Raw genomic sequence first — 572 nt, forward strand, 5'->3', positions numbered from 1 at the left:
GGCTGATCGTGATCGTCGCCGTGTCTGTCTACGTCGAAAACAAGAGGAAGGTGTGATGACGCAAGCCGCGCAATCCCAATCGCAGCAGCGTTCGGCCATGGATGTGGCCCGCAGCTACGGCATCCATCTGGTCCTGCTGGCGCTGATCGTGGTGACGGCAATCCTGTCGCCGGCCTTCCTGACGGCCAACAACATCTCGAACATGCTGCTGCAGGCCGCCCCCTTGGGCATCGTGGTGATCGGCCAGGTCATGGTGATCCTGGTGCGGGGGCTGGATCTGTCGGTCGCCTCGGTGATGGCCACGGCGGCGGTGACGGCGACCTGTTTCAGCGGGCAGAACAGCGATGCGCTGCCGGTCTTTCTGGTGGCGATGGCGATTGGCCTGATCACCGGGCTGGTCAACGGGCTTTTGATCACCAAGCGCAACGTCTCGCCCTTCCTGGCCACGCTGGCGACGATGACGCTGCTGCAGGGGATGCGCTTTGCCTATACGCAAGGCGCGCCTTCGGGGAACGTGCCGCCGATCTACCGGGTTCTGGGTTCGCAAACCTTCTTCGGGGTGCCCTATAACC

1 protein-coding gene is annotated in these 572 nt (G+C 63.3%); it reads left to right on the forward strand.

Annotated elements, in window-relative coordinates; translation table 11 throughout:
• Window positions 1-55: 55 nt before the first annotated feature.
• A partial coding sequence (locus tag AC1DVR_RS23995) for an ABC transporter permease (RefSeq protein WP_478003124.1) occupies window positions 56-572 on the forward strand: 517 nt, incomplete at its 3' end.

It is taken from the genome of Rhodobacter sp. P2_H5 (genome assembly GCF_056403335.1).